Annotated in this window: 30 protein-coding genes; all 30 read right to left on the reverse strand. The window is 67.5% G+C overall.

What is annotated here, in order from left to right:
• The gene (gene rpsK / locus ACIBF8_RS21480; protein WP_007073011.1) at window positions 1-408 is read right to left on the reverse strand and encodes a 30S ribosomal protein S11; all 408 of its coding nucleotides are present in this window, start codon (window positions 406-408) and stop codon (window positions 1-3) included.
• Window positions 409-495: 87 nt separating this feature from the next.
• A complete protein-coding gene (gene rpsM / locus ACIBF8_RS21485; protein WP_030329917.1) occupies window positions 496-876 on the reverse strand; it encodes a 30S ribosomal protein S13 in 381 nt (126 codons plus the stop codon).
• Between the two features lie 266 nt (window positions 877-1,142).
• Window positions 1,143-1,256 carry a 50S ribosomal protein L36 gene (gene rpmJ / locus ACIBF8_RS21490; RefSeq protein ID WP_043965539.1) on the reverse strand — a complete coding sequence of 38 codons (114 nt, stop codon included), beginning with the start codon at window positions 1,254-1,256 and terminating at the stop codon, window positions 1,143-1,145.
• A 91-nt stretch (window positions 1,257-1,347) separates the two neighbouring features.
• The gene (gene infA, locus ACIBF8_RS21495) at window positions 1,348-1,569 is read right to left on the reverse strand and encodes a translation initiation factor IF-1 (RefSeq protein ID WP_007073013.1); all 222 of its coding nucleotides are present in this window, start codon (window positions 1,567-1,569) and stop codon (window positions 1,348-1,350) included.
• 370 nt (window positions 1,570-1,939) lie between these two features.
• A complete protein-coding gene (locus tag ACIBF8_RS21500; protein WP_396785103.1) occupies window positions 1,940-2,482 on the reverse strand; it encodes a DUF1707 domain-containing protein in 543 nt (180 codons plus the stop codon).
• A gap of 127 nt (window positions 2,483-2,609) precedes the next feature.
• The gene (map, locus tag ACIBF8_RS21505; protein WP_396785104.1) at window positions 2,610-3,461 is read right to left on the reverse strand and encodes a type I methionyl aminopeptidase; all 852 of its coding nucleotides are present in this window, start codon (window positions 3,459-3,461) and stop codon (window positions 2,610-2,612) included.
• Window positions 3,462-3,548: 87 nt separating this feature from the next.
• Entirely contained in the window at window positions 3,549-4,202 is a 654-nt protein-coding gene (locus tag ACIBF8_RS21510; RefSeq protein ID WP_088950228.1) for an adenylate kinase, read from the reverse strand.
• On the reverse strand, window positions 4,203-5,531 hold the full coding sequence (gene secY / locus ACIBF8_RS21515; RefSeq protein WP_396785106.1) for a preprotein translocase subunit SecY: 1,329 nt from the start codon (window positions 5,529-5,531) through the stop codon (window positions 4,203-4,205).
• Between the two features lie 232 nt (window positions 5,532-5,763).
• Window positions 5,764-6,207 carry a 50S ribosomal protein L15 gene (gene rplO / locus ACIBF8_RS21520; RefSeq protein ID WP_030329906.1) on the reverse strand — a complete coding sequence of 148 codons (444 nt, stop codon included), beginning with the start codon at window positions 6,205-6,207 and terminating at the stop codon, window positions 5,764-5,766.
• The gene (rpmD, locus tag ACIBF8_RS21525; RefSeq protein ID WP_074314584.1) at window positions 6,207-6,389 is read right to left on the reverse strand and encodes a 50S ribosomal protein L30; all 183 of its coding nucleotides are present in this window, start codon (window positions 6,387-6,389) and stop codon (window positions 6,207-6,209) included. The genes rplO and rpmD overlap by 1 nt, the downstream gene beginning before the upstream one ends.
• The gene (gene rpsE, locus ACIBF8_RS21530) at window positions 6,389-7,003 is read right to left on the reverse strand and encodes a 30S ribosomal protein S5 (RefSeq protein ID WP_074314587.1); all 615 of its coding nucleotides are present in this window, start codon (window positions 7,001-7,003) and stop codon (window positions 6,389-6,391) included. The genes rpmD and rpsE overlap by 1 nt, the downstream gene beginning before the upstream one ends.
• A gap of 33 nt (window positions 7,004-7,036) precedes the next feature.
• A complete protein-coding gene (rplR, locus tag ACIBF8_RS21535) occupies window positions 7,037-7,426 on the reverse strand; it encodes a 50S ribosomal protein L18 (RefSeq protein ID WP_030329901.1) in 390 nt (129 codons plus the stop codon).
• Window positions 7,423-7,965 carry a 50S ribosomal protein L6 gene (gene rplF, locus ACIBF8_RS21540; protein ID WP_357279176.1) on the reverse strand — a complete coding sequence of 181 codons (543 nt, stop codon included), beginning with the start codon at window positions 7,963-7,965 and terminating at the stop codon, window positions 7,423-7,425. The genes rplR and rplF overlap by 4 nt, the downstream gene beginning before the upstream one ends.
• Window positions 7,966-7,981: 16 nt before the next feature.
• A complete protein-coding gene (gene rpsH / locus ACIBF8_RS21545) occupies window positions 7,982-8,389 on the reverse strand; it encodes a 30S ribosomal protein S8 (protein ID WP_007465270.1) in 408 nt (135 codons plus the stop codon).
• 116 nt (window positions 8,390-8,505) lie between these two features.
• Complete coding sequence (locus ACIBF8_RS21550) at window positions 8,506-8,691, reverse strand: type Z 30S ribosomal protein S14 (protein ID WP_007465272.1); 186 nt, start codon at window positions 8,689-8,691, stop codon at window positions 8,506-8,508.
• A gap of 1 nt (window position 8,692) precedes the next feature.
• Entirely contained in the window at window positions 8,693-9,259 is a 567-nt protein-coding gene (gene rplE / locus ACIBF8_RS21555) for a 50S ribosomal protein L5 (RefSeq protein WP_030329896.1), read from the reverse strand.
• Complete coding sequence (rplX, locus tag ACIBF8_RS21560; RefSeq protein WP_007465276.1) at window positions 9,259-9,579, reverse strand: 50S ribosomal protein L24; 321 nt, start codon at window positions 9,577-9,579, stop codon at window positions 9,259-9,261. The genes rplE and rplX overlap by 1 nt, the downstream gene beginning before the upstream one ends.
• Entirely contained in the window at window positions 9,576-9,944 is a 369-nt protein-coding gene (gene rplN, locus ACIBF8_RS21565; RefSeq protein ID WP_007073026.1) for a 50S ribosomal protein L14, read from the reverse strand. The genes rplX and rplN overlap by 4 nt, the downstream gene beginning before the upstream one ends.
• A gap of 97 nt (window positions 9,945-10,041) precedes the next feature.
• Window positions 10,042-10,320 (reverse strand): 30S ribosomal protein S17, encoded by a 279-nt coding sequence (gene rpsQ, locus ACIBF8_RS21570; protein ID WP_112584814.1) that lies wholly within the window; start codon window positions 10,318-10,320, stop codon window positions 10,042-10,044.
• A complete protein-coding gene (gene rpmC, locus ACIBF8_RS21575; RefSeq protein WP_007465283.1) occupies window positions 10,317-10,553 on the reverse strand; it encodes a 50S ribosomal protein L29 in 237 nt (78 codons plus the stop codon). Before rpmC ends, rpsQ begins: the two co-directional genes overlap by 4 nt.
• On the reverse strand, window positions 10,553-10,978 hold the full coding sequence (rplP, locus tag ACIBF8_RS21580; protein ID WP_007465292.1) for a 50S ribosomal protein L16: 426 nt from the start codon (window positions 10,976-10,978) through the stop codon (window positions 10,553-10,555). The genes rpmC and rplP overlap by 1 nt, the downstream gene beginning before the upstream one ends.
• Window positions 10,979-10,981: 3 nt before the next feature.
• On the reverse strand, window positions 10,982-11,851 hold the full coding sequence (rpsC, locus tag ACIBF8_RS21585; RefSeq protein ID WP_091402401.1) for a 30S ribosomal protein S3: 870 nt from the start codon (window positions 11,849-11,851) through the stop codon (window positions 10,982-10,984).
• A complete protein-coding gene (rplV, locus tag ACIBF8_RS21590) occupies window positions 11,851-12,309 on the reverse strand; it encodes a 50S ribosomal protein L22 (protein ID WP_089018943.1) in 459 nt (152 codons plus the stop codon). Before rplV ends, rpsC begins: the two co-directional genes overlap by 1 nt.
• Before the next feature lie 41 nt (window positions 12,310-12,350).
• Window positions 12,351-12,632 carry a 30S ribosomal protein S19 gene (gene rpsS / locus ACIBF8_RS21595; RefSeq protein WP_007465299.1) on the reverse strand — a complete coding sequence of 94 codons (282 nt, stop codon included), beginning with the start codon at window positions 12,630-12,632 and terminating at the stop codon, window positions 12,351-12,353.
• Window positions 12,633-12,644: 12 nt separating this feature from the next.
• Entirely contained in the window at window positions 12,645-13,484 is an 840-nt protein-coding gene (gene rplB, locus ACIBF8_RS21600; protein ID WP_030329891.1) for a 50S ribosomal protein L2, read from the reverse strand.
• A gap of 12 nt (window positions 13,485-13,496) precedes the next feature.
• Window positions 13,497-13,799, reverse strand: coding sequence for a 50S ribosomal protein L23 (gene rplW / locus ACIBF8_RS21605; RefSeq protein WP_007465304.1), 303 nt, complete (start codon window positions 13,797-13,799; stop codon window positions 13,497-13,499).
• Window positions 13,796-14,446, reverse strand: a complete 651-nt coding sequence (gene rplD / locus ACIBF8_RS21610) for a 50S ribosomal protein L4 (RefSeq protein ID WP_030329890.1) — start codon at window positions 14,444-14,446, stop codon at window positions 13,796-13,798. The genes rplW and rplD overlap by 4 nt, the downstream gene beginning before the upstream one ends.
• Window positions 14,443-15,108, reverse strand: a complete 666-nt coding sequence (gene rplC, locus ACIBF8_RS21615) for a 50S ribosomal protein L3 (protein WP_030329888.1) — start codon at window positions 15,106-15,108, stop codon at window positions 14,443-14,445. The genes rplD and rplC overlap by 4 nt, the downstream gene beginning before the upstream one ends.
• An 11-nt stretch (window positions 15,109-15,119) precedes the next feature.
• Complete coding sequence (gene rpsJ / locus ACIBF8_RS21620) at window positions 15,120-15,428, reverse strand: 30S ribosomal protein S10 (RefSeq protein ID WP_007073037.1); 309 nt, start codon at window positions 15,426-15,428, stop codon at window positions 15,120-15,122.
• 350 nt (window positions 15,429-15,778) lie between these two features.
• A complete protein-coding gene (tuf, locus tag ACIBF8_RS21625; protein ID WP_396785109.1) occupies window positions 15,779-16,972 on the reverse strand; it encodes an elongation factor Tu in 1,194 nt (397 codons plus the stop codon).
• Window positions 16,973-17,024 lie beyond the last annotated feature (52 nt).

Genomic DNA, 17,024 nt, shown 5'->3' on the forward strand with positions numbered 1-17,024 from the left:
TCAGACCCGGCGACGCTTCGGCGGACGGCATCCGTTGTGCGGCTGCGGGGTGACGTCGGAGATCTGCCCGACCTCGAGGCCCACGGCCTGCAGCGAACGGATGGCGGTCTCCCGGCCGGAGCCGGGGCCCTTGACGAACACGTCGACCTTGCGCATGCCGTGCTCCATGGCGCGACGCGCGGCAGCCTCGGCGGCCAGCTGCGCGGCGAACGGAGTCGACTTGCGGGAGCCCTTGAAGCCGACCTGGCCAGCGGAGGCCCAGGAGATGACCGCACCGGTCGGGTCCGTGATGGACACGATGGTGTTGTTGAACGTGCTCTTGATGTGCGCCTGCCCGTGGGCGACGTTCTTGCGTTCCTTGCGCCGGACCTTCTTTACAGCGGCTCCGGCACGAGCCTTCGGTGGCATAAGTCTGTGCGCTCCTAGTTGACTTTCCGGATTGGGTTGCGGCCCGCCCTACCTCGGCGGCGGCCGACCCCGTCATCCGGTTAAGAACTACTTCTTGCCGGGCTTCTTCTTGCCGGCGACGGTCCGCTTCGGGCCCTTGCGGGTCCGTGCATTGGTCTTGGTCCGCTGGCCACGCACGGGCAGGCCCCGGCGGTGCCGGATGCCGGCGTAGCAGCCGATCTCGACCTTGCGGCGGATGTCAGCGGCGACCTCGCGGCGCAGGTCGCCTTCAACCTTGTAGTTGCCCTCGATGTGGTCGCGGAGCTGCACGAGCTCCTCGTCCGTGAGGTCCCGAGCGCGCTTGTCCGGCGAGATGCCGGTGGCGGCGAGTGTCTCCAGGGCGCGGGTGCGACCGACCCCGAAGATGTAGGTGAGCGCGATCTCCAACCGCTTTTCGCGGGGGAGATCCACGCCGACTAGACGTGCCATGTGCGGGCGTACTCCTCGTGATGTGTGGCGGAGGTGTGGACCCGTCCCACCCCGCTACCGGCCGTCCCGTCTTTCCGACGCGGTGAGCGCCGGCGACCGGGATCGGTCGCTGCCCGAGCGGGCCCCGGCCTCCGACCGGGGGTCAGCCACGCAGAGGTACGTCTGGCGTACCGCTCGCGGCTGGGACGAGCATGTGTGATGTGTGTGTCGCTGGGGATCTGCCCGGACCAACGCCACCCGGCCGCGTTCCGGCCGGACGGGCTGAGTCAGCCCTGGCGCTGCTTGTGGCGCGGGTCGCTGCAGATGACCATGACCCGGCCGTGCCGGCGGATAACCCGGCACTTGTTGCAGATCCTCTTGACGCTCGGCTTGACCTTCACGGTTGCCTTACTTCCCATCTGGCCCGGAGACGCGCGATGCGCGACGCCGGACGTCGAAGACGGACACGGGACTTCCCGGCCGTCGTCAGGACTACTTGTAGCGGTAGACGATGCGCCCGCGGGTCAGGTCGTACGGCGAAAGTTCGACGACGACCCGGTCCTCCGGAAGGATGCGGATGTAGTGCTGCCGCATCTTCCCGCTGATGTGAGCCAACACCTTGTGGCCGTTCGCGAGCTCCACCCGGAACATGGCGTTCGGCAGGGGCTCGATGACCCGACCCTCGATCTCAATGGCTCCGTCTTTTTTCGGCATGTCCTCCGCTGTCCTGACGTCGATTGCTCCGGGCGGCCCACAACGTCTTACACGGAAATCTGATCAGAATCAGAAGACCGCGCCAGCCGCGGCTCCAGGTCCCACCGAAGCGCAGGGTGGGCATGCCGGAGTGGACGCTGTGCGCCGATCTGAAAGTGTACGCCCGCCTGCAGCCCGTCGCCAAACCGGCCACCCACCAAGCCGCGCCGAGCCCCGCGCCTCCCCATCCCAGCCCTGTTGATCATGAAGTTACCGTCACGACACGCCGGAGTTGGCGGCAACAACTCCATGATCAACCGGCGGGGGGCGGGGCCGGGGGGCGGGGCCGGGGGCGGGGGGCGGGGCCGGGGTGCTGCGGGCGGGGTCGGGGTTATTGGGGGTTGTCTGGGTTGATCGCGCGTTTTGCCTGTTTGCGCTCTCGGCGGCGCTGGCGCTTGATCGCCTGGCGCTGGGGCTCTCCCCCGGCCAACCCGGTGACCGTCCGGACCACCAGCACCGCGCCCCACGGCCCCGCCACCCAGGCCGGCCAGAAGTACAGCAGATCCTGGCTGAGCAGCGACGTCACCACCCAGACGGTCACCACGATGGCGATCACCCGCAGGTACGGGAACCACACCTCAGCCAACCACCGCGCGGTGACACCCCCGGTGGGGGCCGGACCGAGCTGGTCACCCAGCGGGCTCACCGTCGGCACGGCGGCCGGCGCCAGGCCGGACCGCTGCGCTGGCGTCACCGGCGGCAGGTCGGTGAGCAGGTCCGCAAGGTCGGCGTACGTGCGTGCCGCGTAGGCCCGCTGCAACCGCTCGTCGTACTCGTGCAGATCCAGCCGGCCCTCCTCGAGGGCGACCCGCAACCGGTCGGCCACCGCCGCACGGTCCGCGTCCGCGGCTCGCATCCCGTCGCGCCCGTCCATGCCGGCAAGCATGCCACCGTCGCGCCAGTCCGCCCGCCCCGCAAATCCGGTTGATCATGAAGTTATTGCCCTGACACGCCGGTGAGGCTGGCAATAACTTCATGATCAACGAGGGCGTAGCGGGAGGTCAGGGGGTTGTGGAGGCGGCGGGCTGGCGTGCGGTGACCAGATCGCCCAGTCGGGCCCGGCCCCCGTCGAACGCGGTGAGCACCCAGACCCCGTCCGGCAGCAGCGCCATCGAGTGCTCGACGTGCGCGGCCACCGAGCCGTCCCGGGCGACCACCGTCCACCCGTCGGCCAACTCGGCGGTACGCGGAGAGCCCATGGTGATCATCGGCTCGATGGCCAACGCCATGCCGGGGACCAGTCGGGGGCCCTTGCCCGGTCGGCCGTGGTTGAGCACGTGCGGGTCCTGGTGCATCTCGGTGCCGATGCCGTGCCCGCCGTAGCCGTCGACGATGCCGTACCGGCCGCCCTTGCGGATCGCGTTCTCCACGGCGTGCGAGATGTCGGTGAGTCGCCCCTTGCCGCTGGCGGCGCCACGCGCGGCGGCGGCGATGCCCGCCCACATCGCGTCCTCGGCGACCTCGGCCATCTTCAACAGCGCCGGGTCGACCTCGCCGACCCCGACCGTGATCGCGGAATCGCCGTGCCAGCCGTCCAGCACCGCACCGCAGTCGATGGAGATCAGGTCACCGGCCTGGAGCACCTGCTTCGGCGAGGGGATGGCGTGCACGATCTGCTCGTTGACCGAGGAGCAGATCGACGCCGGGAAGCCGTGATAGCCCTTGAACGACGGGACAGCACCCGCCTCGCGGATGGTCGACTCGGCGATCGCGTCCAGATCGGCGGTGCTCACACCGGGGGCGACAGCCTCGCGCATCCGGCGCAGCGCCTCGGCCACGACCAGGCCGGCGGCCCGCATCTTCTCGATCTGGTCAGGGGTCTTCAGCTGGATGTCCAGCTGGGGACGACGCATGGAGCGGTTACCTTTCGTGGCCATTCAGCGGGGCACGTCACGCGTACCCCGCTGTTCGCACTCTATCCGCCGTGGCCCGGCCGGACCTCAGCCGCCGTACGACCGCAGCGCGTCGATGGCCCGGGTGGTGACGTCCTCCACCGGGCCGGTGGCGTCGATCCCGACCAGCTTGCCCTGCGCGCCGTAGTAGTCGACCAGGGGCGCGGTCTTCTCGCTGTATTCACGAAGCCGGGTGGCGATCGTCTCCGGCTTGTCGTCGTCACGCTGGAACAGCTCGGCGCCGCACCGGTCGCAGATGCCGGGCCGGGTGGTGGCGTCGAACTCGACGTGCCAGATCTTGCCGCAGCCCCGGCAGGTACGCCGACCGGAGAGCCGCCGGATTACCTCGTCGTCGTCGACGACCAGCTCAAGGACCAGATCCAGGGCGGTGCCCAGATCGGCGAGGAGCTTGTCCAGAGCGGCCGCCTGCGGAGTCGTCCGCGGGAAGCCGTCGAGCAGGAAACCCTCGCTGGCGTCGGGCTCGGCCAGCCGGTCCCGGACCATGTTGATGGTGACCTCGTCCGGAACCAGCTCGCCCGCGTCCATGTACCGCTTCGCCTCGACACCGAGCGGCGTGCCCTGGGTGACGTTCGACCGGAAGATGTCTCCGGTCGAGATCTTCGGCACCGAGAGGTGTGCGGCGATGAACTCGGCCTGCGTGCCCTTGCCCGCGCCCGGCGGGCCAACCAGAACGAGTCTCATCTACCGCAGGAACCCTTCGTAGTTCCGCTGCATGAGTTGGCTCTCGATCTGCTTCACGGTCTCCAGACCGACGCCGACCATGATGAGCACAGCGGTGCCGCCGAACGGGAAGTTCTGGTACTGCTGGTTGTCCAGCCAGATGAAGAAGAAGTTCGGCAGGATCGAGATGACGCCGAGGTACAGCGCGCCCGGCAGGGTGATCCGGCTGAGGATGAAGTCCAGGTAGTCGGCAGTCGGCTTGCCCGGGCGGATGCCCGGCACGAACCCGCCGTACTTCTTCATGTTGTCGGCGACCTCGGTCGGGTTGAACGTGATCGAGACGTAGAAGTACGTGAAGAAGATGATCAGCAGGAAGTAGACCGAGATGTAGATCGGGCTGCTCGGGTTGACCAGGTTGTTCTGGATCCACGCCTGCGTCTTGCCCGGGTCGGTCTGGTCGAAGAACTGCAACGCCAACTGCGGCAGGTAGAGCAGCGACGAACCGAAGATGACCGGGATCACACCAGCCTGGTTGACCTTGAGCGGGATGTAGGTCGAGGTGCCGCCGTACATCCGCCGGCCGATCATCCGCTTGGCGTACTGCACCGGGATCCGGCGCTGTGCCTGCTCGATGAAGGTGACCGCGGTGATGACCACCAGGACCAGCACGATGACCAGGGCGAACATGTCCCAGCCCTTGCTGGTCTTGATCTGCCAACCCTCGCTGGGCAGCCGCGCCGCGATCGAGGTGAAGATCAGGACGGACATGCCGTTGCCGACGCCCCGGTCGGTGATCAGTTCGCCGAGCCACATGACCATGCCGGTGCCGGCGGTCATCGTCATCACCAGGATGCTCAGGGTCAACCAGTCCGGGATGCCGGTGCCGGTCGGGATGATCGGGAACTGGTCGCACTTGTTCTGGAAGAGCTGCCCCGAACGGGCCAGGGCCACGAACGCCGAGGCCTGCAGCACACCGAGACCGAGGGTCAGGTACCGCGTGTACTGGGTGATCTTCGCCTGACCGGCCTGGCCCTCCTTGCGGAGCTGCTCCAGACGCGGGATCACGACGGTCAGCAGCTGCAGGATGATCGACGCGGTGATGTAGGGCATGATGCCCAGCGCGAAGACCGAAAGCTGAAGCAGCGCTCCGCCGGAGAAGAGGTTGAGAAGGTTCACCACCCCGGTGGTGTCACCCTGGATGGAGTCGAGGCACTTCTGCACGTTGCCGTACGAGACGCCTGGGCTGGGGAGCGTCGCACCCAGCCGGTAGACCGCGATGATGCCTACTGTGAACAGCAGCTTCTTGCGCAGGTCAGGCGTACGGAACGCACTGAGAAAGGCGGACAGCAACTTCTTCCTCCTGCGCGAGGCGGGCCGCCGGTGATCCCTGGCGGGTCGGGGTGGATCACGGGCGAGTGCCCGCAATCCATGGCTGGGATGGGACTCTAACAGCCCCAACCCGGTCCGGGCAGATGCGCCCGACTACATAAATCGATTCCGATGTTACCGGGCGCTTAGGCCCCAGGCAGACCATGGCGCCCGCCAGTTGCTCTCAACTGGACGGGCGCCATGGTGGTAAACCTTACAGCTCGGTGACGGAGCCACCGGCGGCGGCGATCTTCTCCTTGGCCGACGCACTGAACGCGTGCGCAGACACCTGGAGCGCCACACCGCCGAGGTCCCCGGTGCCGAGGACCTTGACCGGGTGACCCTTGCGGACCGCGCCGGACTCAACCAGCTCCAGCGGGCCGACCTGACCACCGTTCGGGAACAGCTCAGCGAGTCGGTCCAGGTTGACCACCTGGAAGACGACCTTGAACTTGTTCTTGAAGCCCTTCATCTTCGGCAGGCGCATGTGGATGGGCATCTGCCCACCCTCGAACGCCGCCGAGATGTTCTTACGGGCCTTGGAACCCTTGGTACCGCGACCAGCGGTCTTGCCCTTGGAACCCTCACCGCGACCCACACGGGTCTTCGCGGTCTTGGAACCGGGCGCCGGGCGCAGGTGGTGCACCTTGATCGTCATTACTCGACCTCCTCGACCTTCACGAGGTGGTTCACAGTGAAGATCATGCCGCGGATCTCGGGCCGGTCCTCCTTGACCACCACGTCGTTGATCCGCTTGAGACCGAGCGACCGCAGCGAATCACGCTGGTTCTGCTTGGTCCCGATACCGGACCGGACCTGGGTGACCTTCAGGCGTGCCATCAGTGCGCCACCCCCGCACGCGACGCCAGCATGGCGGCCGGCGCGACGTCCTCCACCGGCAGGCCACGACGCGCCGCGACCTGCTCGGGGGACTCAAGCCCCTTCAGGGCCGCCACGGTGGCGTGCACGATGTTGATCGGGTTCGACGAACCGAGGCTCTTGGAGAGCACGTCGTGGATCCCGGCGCACTCCAGCACGGCACGCACCGGACCACCGGCGATGACACCCGTACCGGCCGAGGCCGGCTTGAGCAGCACCACACCAGCGGCGTCCTCACCCGTCACCGGGTGCGGAATCGACTGACCGATCCGCGGGACCTTGAAGAAGTGCTTCTTGGCCTCCTCGACACCCTTGGCGATGGCCGCGGGCACCTCCTTGGCCTTTCCGTAGCCCACGCCGACCGTGCCGTCGCCGTCGCCCACGATCACCAGGGCGGTGAAGCTGAAGCGACGACCACCCTTCACGACCTTGGCGACGCGGTTGATCGCGACGACCCGCTCAAGGTGCGGGGTCTTCTCGACGGGCGCGTTTCCGCGGCCGCCCTCACGGCGGTTGTCGCGGCGACCACCCTCGTTGCCACCGGACCCGCCGCCACGGCGCTGTTGACCTGGCATCAGCAGCCTTCCTTCTCTCTCGTGACGGGGTTGTTAGAACTCGAGCCCGGCTTCGCGGGCGGCGTCGGCAAGCGCGGCGACTCGCCCCGCGTACCGGTTGCCACCGCGGTCGAAGACGACCTTGGAGACGCCGGCGGCCTTGGCCCGCTCGGCGAGCAGAGCGCCCACCTTGCCAGCCAGGGCGCTCTTGTCGCCCTCCGCACCACGCAGCGAGGCGTCCAGGGTCGACGCCGACGCCAGGGTGTGACCCTTGGTGTCGTCGACGATCTGGGCGACCATGTGCCGCAGCGAGCGGGTGACGACCAGGCGCGGACGCTCGGCCGTACCGCTGACGTTCTTGCGGACGCGGAAGTGTCGACGCGCACGCCCAACGGCGCGCTTGGCGGCGACCCCGCGGCGGCGCTTGAGCAGCGTGGCGCTCACTTCTTACCTGCCTTTCCAGCCTTGCGGCGGATGACCTCGCCCTGGTACTTGACGCCCTTGCCCTTGTAGGGCTCCGGCGGGCGGATCTTCCGGATGTTGGCGGCGACCTCACCGACCTGCTGCTTGTCGATGCCAGCCACGTGGAACAGGGTCGGCCGCTCCACCGTGAAGGTGATGCCCGCCGGGGCGGAGACGACCACCGGGTGCGAGAACCCGAGCGCGAACTCGAGGTCCGAACCCTTGGCGGTGACCCGGTAACCGGTGCCGGCGATCTCCAGGCTCTTGCGGTAGCCCTCGGTGACCCCGACGATCATGTTGGCAACCAGCGTACGGCTCAGGCCGTGGAGTTCCTTGGCCTTGCGCTCGTCGTTCGGCCGGTTGACGCTCAGCTGCCCATCCTCGGCCCGCTCGATCGTGATCGGCTCGGCGAGGGTGTGCTGGAGCTGGCCCTTGGGGCCCTTGACCTTGACGGTCTGCCCGTCGATCGTGATGTCGACGCCGGCTGGTACCGGGATCGACTTACGTCCAATTCGCGACATTTCTACCTGTCTCCCGTTACCAGACGAAGGCGAGGACTTCCCCGCCAACACTCCGCTTGCGGGCCTGCCGGTCGGTCAGCAGCCCCTGGGACGTCGAAATGATCGCCACGCCCAGCCCACCGAGCACCCGCGGGAGCCCGTCCGACTTGGCGTACACCCGGAGACCGGGCTTGGACACGCGCTTGATGCCGGCCAGGCTCCGCTCGCGGTTCTGGCCGTACTTCAGCTCGACGACCAGTCGCTTGCCGACGGCGCCCTCCTCGGGCTCCTCGACCGACCAGGTGGCGATGTAACCCTCGGCCTTCAGGACCTCGGCGATGTTCGCCTTGATCTTGGAGTAGGGCATCTTCACCTGATCGTGGTACGCCTGGTTGGCGTTACGCAGACGCGTGAGCATGTCTGCGATCGGGTCGGTCATCGTCATGGATTTCGTCAGCCTTTCTCGCCGGGGTTCCCGGGGCATCAGCCCCGGGCCTACGGCGAAGAGCAATACCTAATCGGTGCAGGAGTTCCCGGCCGACGGCCGGGACGCGGTCGCCCTTACCAGGAAGCCTTGGACACGCCCGGCAGCTCACCGCGGTGAGCCATCTCCCGGATGCAGACCCGGCAGAGCCCGAACTTGCGGTAGACCGCCTTCGGACGCCCGCACCGCTGGCAGCGGGTGTACGCGCGAACCGAGAACTTCGGCTTCGCGGCCGCCTTGATGATCAGCGCCTTCTTGGCCATCTCAGTTCTCCTTGAACGGGAAGCCCAGGAGCTTGAGCAGCGCCCGGCCCTCGTCGTCGGTCGTGGCGGTCGTGACCACCGTGATGTCCATGCCCCGCTGCCGATCGATCTTGTCCTGATCGATCTCGTGGAACACCGACTGCTCGGTCAGACCGAACGTGTAGTTGCCGTGCCCGTCCAGCTTGCGCCCGTCCAGACCGCGGAAGTCGCGGATACGCGGCAGCGCGATGGAGAGCAGCCGGTCCAGGAACTCCCACATCCGGTCGCCGCGAAGGGTGACCTTCGCGCCGATCGGCATGCCCTCGCGGAGCTTGAACTGCGCGATGGACTTGGTCGCCCGCCGCACCTGCGGCTTCTGGCCGGTGATCGTGGCGAGGTCGCGGACCGCGCCGTCGATCAGCTTGGCGTCGCGAGCAGCCTCGCCGACACCCATGTTGACGACGATCTTGACCAGCCGCGGCACCTGCATGGGGTTGCCGTAGCTGTGCTGCTCACGCAGCTGGGCCACGATCTCGTTGCGGTACCGCTCCTTGAGGCGCGGCAGGGTCTTTTCGGTAGCCGTGGTCATCACAGGTCCTTACCGGTGCTACGCGCGATGCGGACCTTCTGGCCGTTGTCGTCGATCCGGTAACCGACGCGGGTCGGCTTGCCGTCGGAGTCCAGGACCTGCACGTTCGAGACGTGGATCGGGGCCTCCTGGGTGACGATGCCGCCGGTCTTGGCGCCACGCTGGGTGGTGCTGATGCGGGTGTGCTTCTTGACCCGGTTCACGCCCTCGACCAGGACCTTGTCCTGCCGCGGGTAGGCCGCGATGACCTTGCCCTTGGCACCCTTGTCCTTGCCGGCGATGACGACGACCGTGTCGCCCTTCTTGACCTTCACGGTCACAACACCTCCGGCGCGAGGGAAATAATCTTCATGAACCGCTTGTCCCGCAGCTCCCGACCCACCGGGCCGAAGATACGGGTACCACGCGGGTCCCCACCGTCCTTGATGATGACGGCGGCGTTCTCGTCGAAGCGGATGTACGAGCCGTCCGGCCGACGCTTCTCCTTGGCGGTGCGAACGACGACAGCCTTGACGACGTCGCCCTTCTTCACACCGGCACCCGGGATCGCGTCCTTGACCGTGGCCACGATGACGTCGCCGATGCTCGCGTAGCGCCGACCCGAGCCACCGAGAACCCGGATGCACAGGATCTCCCGAGCACCCGTGTTGTCGGCGACGCGCAGTCGCGACTCCTGCTGAATCACGTCTATCTCCTATGTCTGCCGGTTCTCCGGCCGCCGTAGCGGCCGGAGCCTGGCGGAACCTACGCCCGACGCAACGCCGGGCGAGCTCGAGCCTTCGCTACTTGGCCTTTTCCAGGATCTCCACGATCCGCCAACGCTTGGTGGCGCTCAGCGGCCGGGTCTCCATGATGAGAACCCGGTCACCGGTGCCAGCGGCGTTCTGCTCGTCGTGCACCTTCAGCTTGCTCGTACGGCGCATGATCTTGCCGTACAGCGCGTGCCGAACCCGGTCCTCGACCTCGACCACGACGGTCTTGTCCATCTTGTCGCTGACCACCAGGCCCTCACGGACCTTGCGGCGGGACCGCGCGGTGGCGGTGGCGGTGTCTTCGGTCATGATGCAGTCACCTCAGTCGGCGCGGCCGAGAGCCCCAGCTCGCGCTCGCGCATGATCGTGTAGATCCGGGCGATCTCCCGACGGATGACCTGCAACCGCCGGTTGTTGTCCAGCTGCCCGGTTGCGGCCTGCACGCGGAGGTTGAACAGCTCCGCCTTGGCCTCCCGCAGCTTCGTGACCAGCTCCTCCTCGGAGAGCTCACGCAGCTCGGTCGCCTTAACGCCCGCTGCCATCAGGATTCACCCACTTCGCGCGTAACAATGCGGCACTTCATCGGGAGCTTGTGGATCGCGCGACGCATGGCCTCTCGCGCGATCTGCTCGTTGGGGAAGGACATCTCGAAGAGAACCCGCCCCGGCTTGACGTTGGCGACCCACCACTCGGGCGAACCCTTACCGGAACCCATCCGGGTCTCGGCAGGCTTCTTGGTGAGGGCCTGGTCCGGGAAGATCGTGATCCAGACCTTGCCACCACGCTTGATGTGGCGAGTCATCGCGATACGTGCCGACTCGATCTGCCGGTTCGTCACGTACGCCGGCTCGAGAGCCTGGATCCCGAACTCGCCGAACACCACCCGGTTACCACCCTTGGACGCGCCACTGCGGTCCGGGTGGTGCGGCTTGCGGAAGCCCTTCGGGGGCTTGCGCGGCATCAGCATCTGTCAGCCCTCCTGCTGCGTTTCTGCCGGAGCAGCAGTGGCGGCGACAGCTGCGCTGTCGACCGGCTCGCCGCTCGGCGTCTCGGCCTGCTGCGCGATGGTGGTCGCAGCAGCCCGACCGGCCTCGGTGCCACCAGCCGTGGTGCCGGACGAACCCGACCGGCCACGGCGCGGACGCTCGGGACGGTCGCCGCGCTCACCACGACGCGGGCGGGACGGACCGGCCTCGGCCGGAGCCTCCCGGCCCGGGACGGCGTCGCCCTTGTAGATCCAGACCTTCACACCGATCCGACCGAACGTGGTACGGGCCTCGAAGAAGCCGTACTCGATGTTGGCCCGCAGCGTGTGCAGCGGAACCCGGCCCTCACGGTAGAACTCGGTCCGGCTCATCTCGGCGCCGCCGAGGCGACCCGAAACCTGAACCCGAATGCCCTTGCAGACCGGGTTCTTCATGGCCGACTGCATGGCCTTGCGCATCGCCCGACGGAAGCTGACCCGGCTGGACAGCTGCTCGGCCACGCCCTGCGCGACCAGCTGAGCGTCCGACTCGGGGTTCTTCACCTCGATGATGTTCAGCTGAACCTGCTTGCCGGTGAGCTTCTCGAGCTCACCGCGGATCCGGTCGGCCTCCGCACCCTTACGGCCGATGACGATGCCCGGCCGGGCGGTGTGGATGTCGACCCGGACCCGGTCGCGGGTGCGCTCGATGTCGACCTTGGAGATCCCGGCGCGCTCGAGGCCCTTGGACATCATGCGGCGGATCTTGACATCCTCGCCGATGTAGTCCTTGTAGAGCTTGTCCGCGAACCAGCGGGACTTCCAGTCGGTCGAGATGCCGAGCCGGAACCCAGTGGGGTGAACCTTCTGACCCATTACTCGGCGTCCTCCGTCTTGCTCTGCGCTTCGGCCGGTGCGGCCTGCGTGGCCGGGGCGGCCTTCTTCGCCGCGGCCTTCCTCGGCGCTGCCGGCGCGACCGCTTCGACCGCCACGGTGATGTGGCAGGTGCGCTTGCGGATTCGGTACGCCCGACCCTGCGCCCGCGGCTGGAACCGCTTCATCGTCGGGCCCTCGTCCACGAAGGCCTCGCTGACGAGCAGCGCGTCGGGGTCCAGCCGCTCGTTGTTCTCCGCGTTGGCGATCGCGCTAGCGAGCACCTTGTACACCTGCTCGCTCGCAGCCTGCGGCGCGAACTGCAGCACCGTGAGCGCCTCCTTCGCGGGCAGGCCGCGGACGAGGTTGACCACCCGGCGCGCCTTCATCGGCGAGATGCGCACGTGCCGCGCAACCGCCCGCGCGCCCGGAAGCACCGGAGCGTCGCCCTTTCCTGGCATCGCTGTAACCCCTTGTTCCCTCTATCCGTATGCCCGCGGCGTCAGCGCCGACGGCTCTTCCGGTCGTCCTTCTCGTGACCCTTGAACGTGCGGGTCAGCGCGAACTCGCCGAGCTTGTGCCCGACCATCGCCTCGGTCACGAACACCGGGACGTGCTTGCGTCCGTCGTGCACGGCGATCGTGTGCCCCAGCATCTCCGGGATGATCGTCGAGCGCCGCGACCAGGTCTTGATCACGTTCTTGGAGCCCTTGTCGTTCTGCACTTCCACCTTCTTGAGCAGGTGGTCGTCTACGAACGGGCCCTTCTTCAGGCTGCGAGGCATGTCTTATCTCCCTCAGCCGCGCTTACGCGTGGCGTAGCGGCGGCGGACGATCAGCCGGTCACTCGGCTGGCCCTTACGGCGGGTGCGGCCCTCGGGCTTACCCTGCGGGTTGACCGGGTGGCGACCACCGGAGGTCTTACCCTCACCACCACCGTGCGGGTGGTCGACCGGGTTCATGGCGACACCACGGACGGTCGGGCGCTTGCCCTTCCACCGCATCCGGCCGGCCTTACCCCAGTTGATGTTCGACTGGTCGGCGTTGCCGATCTCGCCGATGCTGGCGCGGCAGCGCACGTCCACCCGCCGGATCTCGCCGGACGGCATACGCAGGGTCGCGTACGCGCCCTCGCGGCCGAGCAGCTGGATGCCGACGCCGGCGGAACGGGCCAGCTTGGCCCCGCCACCCGGACGCAGCTCCACGTTGTGGATCGTGGTACCGACCGGGATGTTGCGCAGCGGCAGGTTGTTACCCGGCTTGATGTCGGCGCCCGGGCCGGACTCGACGCGGTCGCCCTGCTTCATGTCCTTCGGCGCGATGATGTACCGCTTCTCGCCGTCGGCGTAGTGCAGCAGCGCGATGCGCGCCGTGCGGTTCGGGTCGTACTCGATGTGAGCGACCTTCGCCGGCACGCCGTCCTTGTCGACCCGCTTGAAGTCGATCAGACGGTACTGACGCTTGTGACCGCCACCGTGGTGCCGCGTGGTGATCCGGCCGTGGGCGTTACGCCCGCCCTTCTTCGGCAACGGAGCCAGCAGCGACTTCTCCGGCGTGGACCGGGTGATCTCGGCGAAGTCCGCGACACTGGAGCCTCGTCGGCCCGGCGTCGTCGGCTTGTACTTACGGATAGCCATTGTCTACACCCCTCAGCTGACCGGGCCGCCGAAGGCCTCGATGCGGTCACCGTCAGCCAGCTTCACGATCGCCCGCTTGGTCGCCTTGCGCTGACCGAAGCCGGTCTTGGTGCGCTTGCGCTTGCCCTGGCGGTTGAGCGTGTTGACCGTCAGGACGCGGACGTTGAAGATCTGCTGGATAGCGATCTTGATCTCGGTCTTGTTCGCGTCCGGGTGCACCAGGAAGGTGTACCAGTTCCGGTTCAGCTCGCTGTAGCTCTTCTCCGAGACGACCGGCGCCACGATGATGTCGCGCGGGTCGGCGATCGTGCTCACTTGCCACCCTCCTCGGTGGTCTCGGCGGGCACGCCCAGGAACTCGTCCAGGGCGTCCTTGGTGAAGACCACGTCGTCGGCCACGAGCACGTCGTACGTGTTCAGCTGGCCGGACTCGATCAGGTGCACGCGCGGCTCGTTGCGCAGCGACACCCAGTTCAGCTCGTCGGTGCTGCTCAGCACGACCAGGACCCGGCGGGCCTCGGTGAGCTTGGTCAGCGTGGCCAGGGCCGCCTTGGTCGACGGCTTCTCGCCCGAGACGAACGCCTCGACGACGTGCACCTGCCCGGCGCGGGCCCGATCGGAGAGGGCACCGCGCAGAGCGGCGGCCTTCATCTTCTTCGGGGTCCGCTGGCTGTAGTCGCGCGGCACGGGACCGTGCACAACGCCACCGCCGGCGAACTGCGGCGCGCGGATCGAGCCCTGCCGGGCGCGACCGGTGCCCTTCTGCTTGTACGGCTTCTTGCCGCCACCGGCGACCTCGCCGCGGGTCTTGGCCTTGTGCGTGCCCTGTCGGGCCGCCGCGAGCTGGGCCACCACGACCTGGTGCATCAGCGCGACGTTGGCCTGCACGTCGAAGATGTCCGCCGGCAGCTCGACCGAGCCGCTGGTGGTGCCTTCGACGGTGCGCACGTCAACGGTGGTCACTTGGCCGCACCGCCCTTCTTCACCTTGCTCTTGGCCGCGGTACGGACCAGAACGAGCGCGCCCTTCGGACCAGGAATGGCACCCCGGACGAGCAGCAGGTTGTTCTCGGTGTCGACCGCCTGGACGGTGAGGTTCTGCACGGTGTACCGCACGCCACCCATCCGGCCGGCCATCCGGGTGCCCTTGAAGACGCGACCCGGAGTGGCGCAGGCGCCGATGGAGCCGGGCGAGCGGTGCTTGCGCTCGACACCGTGGCTGGCGCGCAGACCGTGGAAGCCGTGCCGCTTCATCGGGCCGGCGTAGCCCTTGCCCTTGGTCTTGCCGGTGACGTCGATGGTGACGCCGGCCGGGAACTCCTCGACCGTGACTTCCTGGCCGAGCGAGTATTCCCCAGCGTCCGTGGTGCGCAGCTCGACGATGTGCCGGCGCGGCGCCACGTCCGCCTTGGCGTAGTGCCCGCTGATCGGCTTCTTGACCTTGCGCGGGTCGATGGTGCCGTACGCGAGCTGGACCGCGGAGTAACCGTCCTTCTCGGCGCTACGAACCTGGCTGATGACGCACGGGCCGGCCTCGACCACGGTCACGGGGACAACACGGTTGTTGTCCCAGACCTGGGTCATGCCGAGCTTGGCGCCCAGGATCCCCTTGACTTGCCTGTCCATTTGTCCGGTCCCTACAGCTTGATCTCGATGTCGACGCCAGCCGGCAGGTCGAGGCGCATGAGCGAGTCGACCGTCTTCGGGGTCGGGTCGATGATGTCGATCAGCCGCTTGTGCGTGCGCATCTCGAAGTGCTCGCGCGAGTCCTTGTACTTGTGCGGCGAGCGGATAACGCAGAAACGGTTGATCTCCGTGGGCAGCGGCACCGGGCCCGCGACCTGCGCCCCGGTGCGCGTCACCGTCTCGACGATCTTCCGAGCCGAGGAGTCGACGACCTCGTGGTCATAGGCCTTGAGCCGGATGCGGATCTTCTGTCCCGCCATGGTGGCTTCTGTTCCTTCTCTCGATGCCGCTGTGTTGCGGGCGCCTGTACCGGCTGGCACAGGCCCACTTCGCCGACCCCCGCGGTCGGGCGTGTCGCGCCCTCGGGCCGAGCTCCGCCCCGTGGTTCCGGAGTGGTGCTGACCGCGCGGTGGGTCAAGGCGCCGATCGCATTACCGCGACCTGAACGCCGTGCGAGGGTGGTTGGCGACTGGGCCGCCAACCACCCGACGCTCGACTGTCTCGCCACCCGGAGGTTCAGCGAAAGCCGAACACAGGCGACGAACTGTCGTTACGCAACCTGACTAGTATGCCGCACGACCGGCGGCGGGTCTAATCGGGGTTACCTAGCTCACTTGTTAATCTTGGTGACGAACCCGGCGCCGACGGTGCGGCCACCCTCGCGGATCGCGAACTTGAGGTTCTCCTCCATGGCGATGGGCTGGATCAGCTTCACCGACATAGAGGTGTTGTCACCCGGCATGACCATCTCGGTGCCCTCGGGGAGGGTGACGACACCGGTGACGTCCGTGGTCCGGAAGTAGAACTGCGGACGGTAGTTCTGGAAGAACGGGGTGTGCCGGCCGCCCTCCTCCTTGGAGAGGATGTAGACCGTCGCCTCGAACTCCGTGTGCGGGGTGTTCGAGCCCGGCTTCACGACGACCATGCCGCGCTCGACCTCGTCGCGCTTGGTGCCACGCAGCAGCAGGCCGACGTTCTCACCTGCGCGGGCGTCGTCCAGGGTCTTCCGGAACATCTCGATCGCGGTGACCTTGGTCTTGAAGCTCTTCTCCTTGATACCGACGAGCTCAACATCCTCGTTCGGCAGGAGAACGCCGCGCTCCACGCGACCGGTGACGACGGTGCCACGACCGGTGATCGTGAAGACGTCCTCAACCGGCATCAGGAACGGCTTGTCAACCTCGCGCTCCGGCTGCGGGATCGAGGTGTCGACCGCGGTCATCAGCTCCATCAGCTTGCCGGTCCACTCGGGGTCACCCTCGAGGGCCTTCAGCGCCGAGACCCGAACGACCGGCAGGTCGTCACCCGGGTACTCCTGCGAGGAGAGCAGCTCGCGGACCTCGAGCTCGACGAGCTCCAGGAGCTCCTCGTCATCGACCATGTCGCTCTTGTTGAGCGCCACGACGATGTACGGCACACCAACCTGACGGGCCAGCAGCACGTGCTCGCGGGTCTGCGGCATCGGGCCGTCGGTCGCCGCGACCACCAGGATCGCGCCGTCCATCTGCGCGGCACCGGTGATCATGTTCTTGATGTAGTCCGCGTGGCCGGGGCAGTCGACGTGCGCGTAGTGCCGCGCCTCGGTCTGGTACTCGACGTGCGCGATCGAGATCGTGATGCCGCGGGCCTTCTCCTCCGGCGCCTTGTCGATCTCGTCGAACGGCGTGTAGGGGTTCAGGTCCGGGAACTGGTCGTGCAGGACCTTGGTGATGGCCGCCGTCAGCGTCGTCTTACCGTGGTCGATGTGACCAATGGTGCCGATGTTGACGTGCGGCTTAGTCCGCTCGAACTTAGCCTTCGCCACTGGTGTCCTCCTGTGGACTTCTTGGTTCGTACGCCCGGCGCGCCGGTCGGCG

The sequence above is a fragment of the Micromonospora sp. NPDC050276 genome (assembly GCF_044459545.1).
In the GTDB taxonomy this organism is placed as follows: Bacteria; Actinomycetota; Actinomycetes; order Mycobacteriales; family Micromonosporaceae; genus Micromonospora.